4 protein-coding genes and 1 pseudogene are annotated in these 7,480 nt (G+C 72.0%); all 5 read left to right on the top strand.

What is annotated here, in order from left to right:
• Positions 1–1,266 (top strand): annotated as a pseudogene (locus AC08ON_RS01950) (zinc ribbon domain-containing protein); the annotation flags it as partial.
• 624 nt (positions 1,267–1,890) lie between these two features.
• Positions 1,891–3,309, top strand: coding sequence for a glycoside hydrolase family 26 protein (locus AC08ON_RS01945; RefSeq protein ID WP_476606584.1), 1,419 nt, complete (start codon positions 1,891–1,893; stop codon positions 3,307–3,309).
• A gap of 380 nt (positions 3,310–3,689) precedes the next feature.
• The gene (locus AC08ON_RS01940) at positions 3,690–4,898 is read left to right on the top strand and encodes an HpcH/HpaI aldolase/citrate lyase family protein (protein WP_476606585.1); all 1,209 of its coding nucleotides are present in this window, start codon (positions 3,690–3,692) and stop codon (positions 4,896–4,898) included.
• A complete protein-coding gene (locus AC08ON_RS01935) occupies positions 4,895–6,457 on the top strand; it encodes a phosphoribosyltransferase family protein (protein WP_476606586.1) in 1,563 nt (520 codons plus the stop codon). Before AC08ON_RS01940 ends, AC08ON_RS01935 begins: the two co-directional genes overlap by 4 nt.
• Before the next feature lie 5 nt (positions 6,458–6,462).
• Positions 6,463–7,480, top strand: a 1,018-nt coding sequence (locus tag AC08ON_RS01930; RefSeq protein ID WP_476616355.1) for a cysteine protease StiP domain-containing protein, incomplete at its 3' end; no start/stop codon positions are given.

The raw sequence follows: 7,480 nt of genomic DNA, 5'->3' as shown, positions 1-7,480 counted from the left end.
TGGGAGGTGCGGATCTACGCGACCCCGGTGCCGCAGCCGCCGGCCGTCCCCGCCGCCGTCACCCACGCGATCAGCACCGCTCACGGGACCAGCACCGGCCCGTGGCCCTGCCCGGGGTCGGGGCCCCTGCCGGTGATCGGCATCGGGCCGGAAGGCGGCGACGTGTCGCTCGCCGCCATCACCGATTCGTCACGTCTTGTGGGGCTGAGCCGTTCCGGGCAGGTCAGCGAGGCGGCACAGGTCGGCGAGGTCATCTACACGCCGCTGACGGTCCATGGCGGGACGGCCGTCGTCGGCCGGGCCGTGCGTCACCTCGCCATCGAACCCGTGCGGGATCTGCGCGCCGACGATCGAGGCGACTCGATCGTGCTGTCCTTCCAGCTGCCACCGGGGATCACCGAGGCGCGGGTGCTCTGGCGCCGTGACCAACCGCCGACCGGACCGGATGATCCCTACGCCGCGAGCGCCAAGGTCACCAATACCAGTCTTGAGATCAAGGGCGGCTGGCATCTCGCCGCGCCGCGGGACGGGTGGGCTTATCACGTGGCCTGCTACCCGGTGTACCGGTCGGGGGGCGTGGCCCGGGTGGTCGCGGCCGGCGTCTCGGTGCTGGCGCGCCCCGCGACGCGTCCTGATCCACCCCCGATGCCGGCGGCGTCCGGGAGCAGCCCGGGAGGCTCGGCCGGCGTGGCCTCGGCCGGCGTGGCCCCGGGCCGGCCGGTGGTTGGTGCCGTCGCCGACCCGATCACGATGCAGCCGCCGGGTGGGCCGACCCAGCCCCGCACCGGGGGCTATCCGTTGCCCGCGGCGACGGGTGCTGTGCCGTTGCCCGCGGCGACGGGCACTTACCCGCAGCCCCTGGCCACCGGCCCCCTCCGCCCGCCGTCGGGCCCGACGTCGGGTTCGCCCACCAGCCCCACGTCGCCGCCGCCGCAGGCTCCGGCACCGGCCGTCCAGCCGACTGTCACCTACACCGTGAGCAGGGCCGGCTGGCGGCGGCGCACCCTACGGGTGCAGGTGCACACCACCGGTCCGGCCGGAGATCTGATCCTGTTCGCGCGGCCGGGAACCGTACCGCCGCGGGCTGCCGCGGAGGCCCACGAGCTGTCTCGGCTCGCCGCTGTGGACCAGGCCGGCACCCGGACCATCGACGTCACCCTGGACAGCGCCCAGCTGCCCTGGGGAGTCCGGCTGTTGCCCGCGCTGGTGCACCCGACTGGATGGACCATCACCCAACCACCGGACGACGCACTGGTCATTCGATGATCCGGAGCGATCCCAGGTGGATGTGCTCTCCGTGGTCCGCTCCGGCCCATTTCTTCTTGTTCTTCCGTTGATTTATGGCGGCCACCCCGGGCTTTGTGGCACCAGATCTGCAACATATGCGCTACTACGGAAAGTATTCATGAGGGTGCTGTTCCTTGGCTGGGATGCGCCGTTTACGATTGGCCTCATCACTCCTAGTCCCAGTACCGCCCAGGTGTGTATCGGTTACCTGGGTGGAGCACCTGTCGAATCGTTCCGGCTGCGAGGCCGGAGACGGTCGGGTTCACGGACGGGCACCTGACGGTGCCCGGTCGACTCGCCTGGTGAGGCACGGGTCGAGTCCGGTGGAGCGCTGAGCGGTTGCCGTGCGAGCGGTCCGCTCGGAGGGGACGCCCCATCGTGGGTCGTGGTCCGGCCATGCTCCGCCGTCGCGCGCCGGGGGATCCGACGGGAGCATGTCACGCCAACACCGAAAGGCAGCGCGCGAGCATGGCCTCGATCATCCGCGGCCGACCCGCCCCTCCGGTCGGCCTGCCGATTCCCTCAGCCCATCGACGACCCCGCAGCGGCCGGATCCACACCCAGCGCCGGGTCCGGACCGGAGCCCGGATCGGCCTGATAGCCATGTTCGTGGTGGGTCTCCTCCAGGCGGTCACCCCGCTGGCCCGCGCCGCGGGAAAGTCACCGTCGCCGACTCCGACCGTGTCGCCATCCGCGACGAGCGGATCCAGCCGGGCGGGGGGCGACGCGGGCAGTGGCCGCGCGCTCACCCGGGCGGACGCCGACGGCCGTTTCATCCTCGGCTTCCGGGTGCCGGCGGATTTCGCGGGAACCGTCAACGTCAAGGCCACCCAGGGCACGGCCACGGCGACCGACGCCCTTGAGGTGACCGGACCGGAGGCGGCCGCCCGGGCGTTCCAGGCCGCTCCGGATCTTCCCGACGAGCCGGTGGTGAAGACGGCGCCCTCGACATCGCCGTCTCCCAGGCAGCAGGACACGTCCGTGGGCACCTCGCCGAGCCCGGCCGTCTCGCCCGCGCCGTCCGCGAGCGCCAGCTCGACCGCCCCCACCAGGAGAACCGCAACGCCGACCGCGACCCCGTCCGGGTCGAGACCGACCCCCGGTACGGGAGCGACGGGCACCGGCGCCGGTGGGACGAGGTCGGGCCTGCCGTGGCTGTCGGGGTTCCAGTCGCATCAGCTCGCGCAGCTCGTCGAGTTCGGTGACTGGCGCGGCCGGCCGAACGACATCGTCCACGTCTACACGAGCCGCGACCAGGGCTGGGGCGGGCTGGTGGAGCCGGCCTGGCCGGTGGATCTCTTCAAGGGTTTCCAGGGCAAGCTGCTGATCAGCCAGCCGACATTCCCCAAGGGCCAGGGCGACAACGCCGCCTGTGCCCGAGGCGAGTACGACTCCGAATGGAAGAAGCTCGGCAGCTTCCTCGTGGCGCACGGCCGGGCGGACTCCATCATCCGGGTCGGCTGGGAGTTCAACGGAACGTTCATGTACTGGCATACGGACGCCGACCCGACGGTGTTCCGGGACTGTTTCCGGAAGATCGCGACCGCCATCCGGTCCACCGACTCCGAAGTCAAGATCGACTGGACCTTCAACGCGCACGCCTCCCCGGTGCCCAGTGGCAACAGTCCCTGGGGCGCCTACCCCGGCGACGAGTACGTGGACTATGTCGGCATCGACGCCTACGACCACTTCCCCCCGTCGAAGGACGAGGCGACGTGGAACAAGCAGTGCGAGGACGTCAACGGCCTGTGCTACGTGATCAGGTTCGCCCGGGAGCACGGGAAGAAGGTCGGCGTCGGAGAATGGGGGGTGGCCTCCTGCAGCGGTGACGGCGGTGGCGACAATCCCTTCTACATCCAGAAGATGTTCGACACCTTCAAGGCGGCCAGCGACGTGATGGGCTACGACGCCTACTTCAGCGACCCCACTCCCGGAAACGTCTGCTCGACCATCACGAACGGCGGTCAGAACCCGAAGGCGTCCGCCATGTACAAGAAGCTCTTCGGATCCGGCGCCAGTTAGTCGCGTTAGTGGGGGTCGGTCGAGGGTCGGCCGGGAGTGGTGGGCCGCGGGCGACACAGCCTTCCGCGGCCCACCACCCGTTCCCGGGTCATCCGTTCCCGGACCTCCCGTTCCTGATCAGGCCGGCGGGCGCCGCCCGCTGCCGGCTGGTGGCTGGCCGCTCGCGGACGCTGCGCCGCAGGTCGGCGCCCCGTAGATGGCGCCGAGATGGCCGCCGTGTGTCGGCTGGCCGTCAGTTCCCGCGGGCTGTCGTCGGATGCCTTTCGCCAGGTACCGTCGCTGAGAGGCAACGTTTCACGATCTTGCCGGCTTCGGTCGGCGCGCACCGTTTCGGGATGCTCGTCGAACGACGCCCCTGCCTTCGACGAGGAGAATGCTGCTTGCGCCACTTCGCCTTTCTAGGCCCCGAGACGGTTGACGCGCTGTTCCTCCGGCCGCCGGAGGACATCACCGTGAATGATGATCGTCATCTGCTGGCCACCGCGCTCGGCGCGACCCTCTACGCCCCGGGGACGCGCCCCCGGTTGGCATCGGACGTGTGCAGACAGACCGCTGCGGGGGTGACCTCGATGGTTCTCTGTCTGGAGGACTCCATCGCCGACACCGAGGTGGCCGCAGCCGAGGACAACGTCGTCGCCGCGTTGCGCGCGCTCGCGGCGGAGCCCCCCTGGGCCGCGGGCGCGATGCCGCTGCTGTTCGTCCGGGTCCGCGCGGTCGGGCAGATCCCGGATCTTGTCGACCGGCTCGGGCCGGCCGGGGTCGGGTGTCTCGCCGGGTTCGTGCTGCCCAAGTTCGCCGAGGAGGGCGGCGAGGCTGCGATGGAGGCGGTGCTGCGGGCCTCCGAGACGGCCGGTCGCCCGCTGTGGGCCATGCCGGTGCTGGAGAGCCCGCAGGTCATCAACCGGGAGACCCGGGTGGAGGCGTTGTCGGCGGTCCGGCGGTTGGTCGACAAGCACGCCGACCAGGTGCTGGCGATCCGGCTCGGTGCGACGGACCTGTGCGGGCTGTTCGGGCTGCGCCGTGACCGCGACCTGACGATCTACGACATCGCTGTCGTCCGGGACTGCATCGCCGACATCGTGAACATCTGCGCGCGGGGCGGTGACCACGTCGTGACCGGACCGGTCTGGGAGTACTTCGCCCAGCCGGAACGGCTCTTCGTCAGCTCGCTGCGGGTGACCCCGTTCGCGCAGGCGGACCGCGTCGACGGCGGGGAGGATGCGATCCGGATGCGCAGCGAACTGGTCTCCGCCGACCTTGACCGGCTGATCCGGGAGGTCGTTCTGGACAAGGCCAACGGCCTGATCGGCAAGACAGTGATCCACCCCAGCCACGTGCCCGCCGTGCACGCGCTGCACGTCGTCACCCAAGAGGAGTACACCGATGCCGAGGCCGTCCTCGACGGGGACGCCGGCGGGGTACGGCCGAGCAGCTACGCGAACAAGATGAACGAACTGCGTCCGCACCGGGCCTGGGCCGAGGCGGTGATCCGCCGGGCGCGCGCGTTCGGTGTCCTGCGCGAGGGCGACACCTTCGTCGAGGTGCTGGCTGCGACGCACGGTCGTCTCGACCAGCGGAATGCCCGATGACGGCGACGGCGGGGACGGACGCTCCCACCGGCGCGCCCATCCCTCACCCGCCCGTGCCCGCCCGCAGCCCAGCGGCCGCCTCCGCGGGGATGTGGCTGTGGACCGCGCTGGGCCTTGATGTCCAGGTCACCGCGGACGTGGCGGGCCAGGGGCTGCACGCTCTGGTGGGACTCGCCCTGCGCCGCAACCCACGCCGGGCGCACCTGTTGGTCAGCCGGGTGCTCGGCAAGCATCTGCCGGTGGCACCGGCCGAGGCGCTCGCGGCCGGGGCCGGGGTTGCCGCGCTGGTCCGGGCACTGCCCGGCTTCGAGGAGGCCGGAAAGCGGGTTGCGGACCCGCCGGTTGCGGACCCACCGGTGCAGGGTTCGTCGGCCGAGCAGCCCGGGGGCCCGCGGACCGGCCCGATCGTGATCGGTTACTGCGAGACCGCGACGGCCTTGGGGCACGCGGTCGCCGACGGTCTCCCGGCGAGCCACTACCTGCACACCACCCGGCGGCCGCTGCCCGGTGCCACGCCGATCCTTGAGTTCGTGGAGTCCCATTCCCACGCGACCCACCATTGGCTGATGCCCGAGGACCGCGAGATCCTGCGGTGCGGCACGCCGATCGTGCTCGTCGACGACGAGCTGTCGACCGGGCGTACCGCCCTAGGCACGATCCGGATCCTGCAGGCCCACGCCCCACGCGAGCACTACGTGGTTGCCACGCTGCTCGACGCCCGTCCGCCCGCGGCCCGGGCCGCGTTCGCCGATCTCGCCGGCGAGCTCGGGGTCCGGCTGGATGTCGTCGCCCTGCTCACGGCCACCGTCACCGTGCCGGCCGAGATCGCGGACCGGGCCGCGCGGATCCGCGCCCGGTTCGCCGGGGGCGCGGGCGGTCGGGACGCGGCGCGGGCGACGGGGGCGCTGGTGGCCCATCCGGTCCGCCGGCTGGTGGCCGACTGGCCGTCCGACCTGCCTGACGGTGGCCGTCATCGCTGGTCGCCGACCGACCGCCACCGCCTCGACGAGGTCGTGCCGCCGGTCGCCGCGACGGTACTGGCCGCGCTGACCCGGCCCGCGGGTCGCACGCTCGTGCTCGGGACGGAGGAACTGATGTACACGCCGATGCGGATAGCGGACGCGCTGGCCCGGACGAGTCCGGGTGAGATCCGCTACCAGTCCACGACGCGTTCGCCGGTCCACCCCGTCGACGTCGACGGCTACGCCATCCGCGCCGCCCTCACCTTCCCCGCGCCGGACGACCCGGGTCGGGCCAGCCACGTCTACAACGTCCGGCCCGGGATGTACGACGACATCGTGGTGGTCGTCGACTCTGTCCCGGTCGTCGGTTCTGGGACGGTCGTCGACTTTGGGACGGACGTCGCCCCGGGGGCGGACCGGAGCTCTCCCCGTGCGGCTACCGGTCTCGACGGCATGCTTACTCAGCTGCGCCGATGCGCTCCGGTCACGGTGCTGACGCTGCCGTCCTACCGGCCGTCCTACCGGCCGTCCCCTCGACCGACCGGTGCGCCGTCCGCCGCCGGGCCGCTCACCGGTGCGCCCGGGGACGCCCGGTGAGCGGGATCGGCGCGGTGGATCCCGCGCTCACCGGCACCGTCGGCTCGGGTTCATACGATCCGGCGGACGTGACCTTCCTGCTGACCGACCTGAGCGCGGTCGCCCTGGAGCGGCCCACCGAGGACCGTGAGGAGGCCATGCAGGCCGGCCGGCACTACTCCGAGGACCTGCCGGTCGAGTACCAGCCCGACGCCGGTTACCTGGAGCTCTACCACCGGGCGCTGGACCGGTCGGCCCGCCGGGTCGCGCTCGCCACCGGCCTCGTGGCGGAGCTCGTACGGGTCACCAAGCCCGAGCCGGTCCTGGCCTCGATCGCCCGGGCCGGTACCCCGGTGGGGATCCTGATGCGGCGCTGGTACGGCTGGCGCCACGGGCTCGACACCCCGCACTACGCGATCTCGGTGATCAAGGATCGCGGCGTGGACCTGAACGCGATCCGCTACCTCACCTCCCGGCACGACCGGGAGGTGATCCAGTTCGTCGACGGCTGGACCGGCAAGGGGGTGATGACCCGGGTGCTGACCGACGCGGTGGCCCGGCTCGGGCTGGACGACACCCTCGCCGTGCTGGCCGACCCGGCTCGGTGCGTGCCGCTCTACGGGACCCGCGACGACTTCCTCATCCCGAGCGCCTGCCTGAACTCGACGGTGAGCGGGCTGGTCAGCCGGACCGTCCTCAACGCCGAGCACATCGGCCCGGATGACTTCCACGGTGCGAAGTACTACGCCGAACTCGCGGCGCACGATCTGTCCCGGCACTTCGTCGAGACGGTGGCGGCCCACTTCCCCGAGGTGGCCGACGAGGTCGCCGAGACCTGGCCGCGGCTGTGGGCGGCCGACCGCAGTCCGACCTGGGCGGGCTGGGCGGCGGTGGAGCGCATCGCGGCCGCGTTCGACATCCCCGACGTGGTCATGGTGAAGCCGGGGGTGGGGGAGACGACCCGGGTCCTGCTGCGCCGGGTGCCCTGGCGCATCCTCATCGCCCCCGACCGGCTCGACGAGCTGGCGCACGTGCTGGCACTGG

The organism is Frankia sp. CoWAU3, assembly GCF_977971855.1.
The sequence above is the reverse complement of the archived record's forward strand: the minus strand, read 5'-3'. Positions and strand labels throughout refer to the sequence as shown.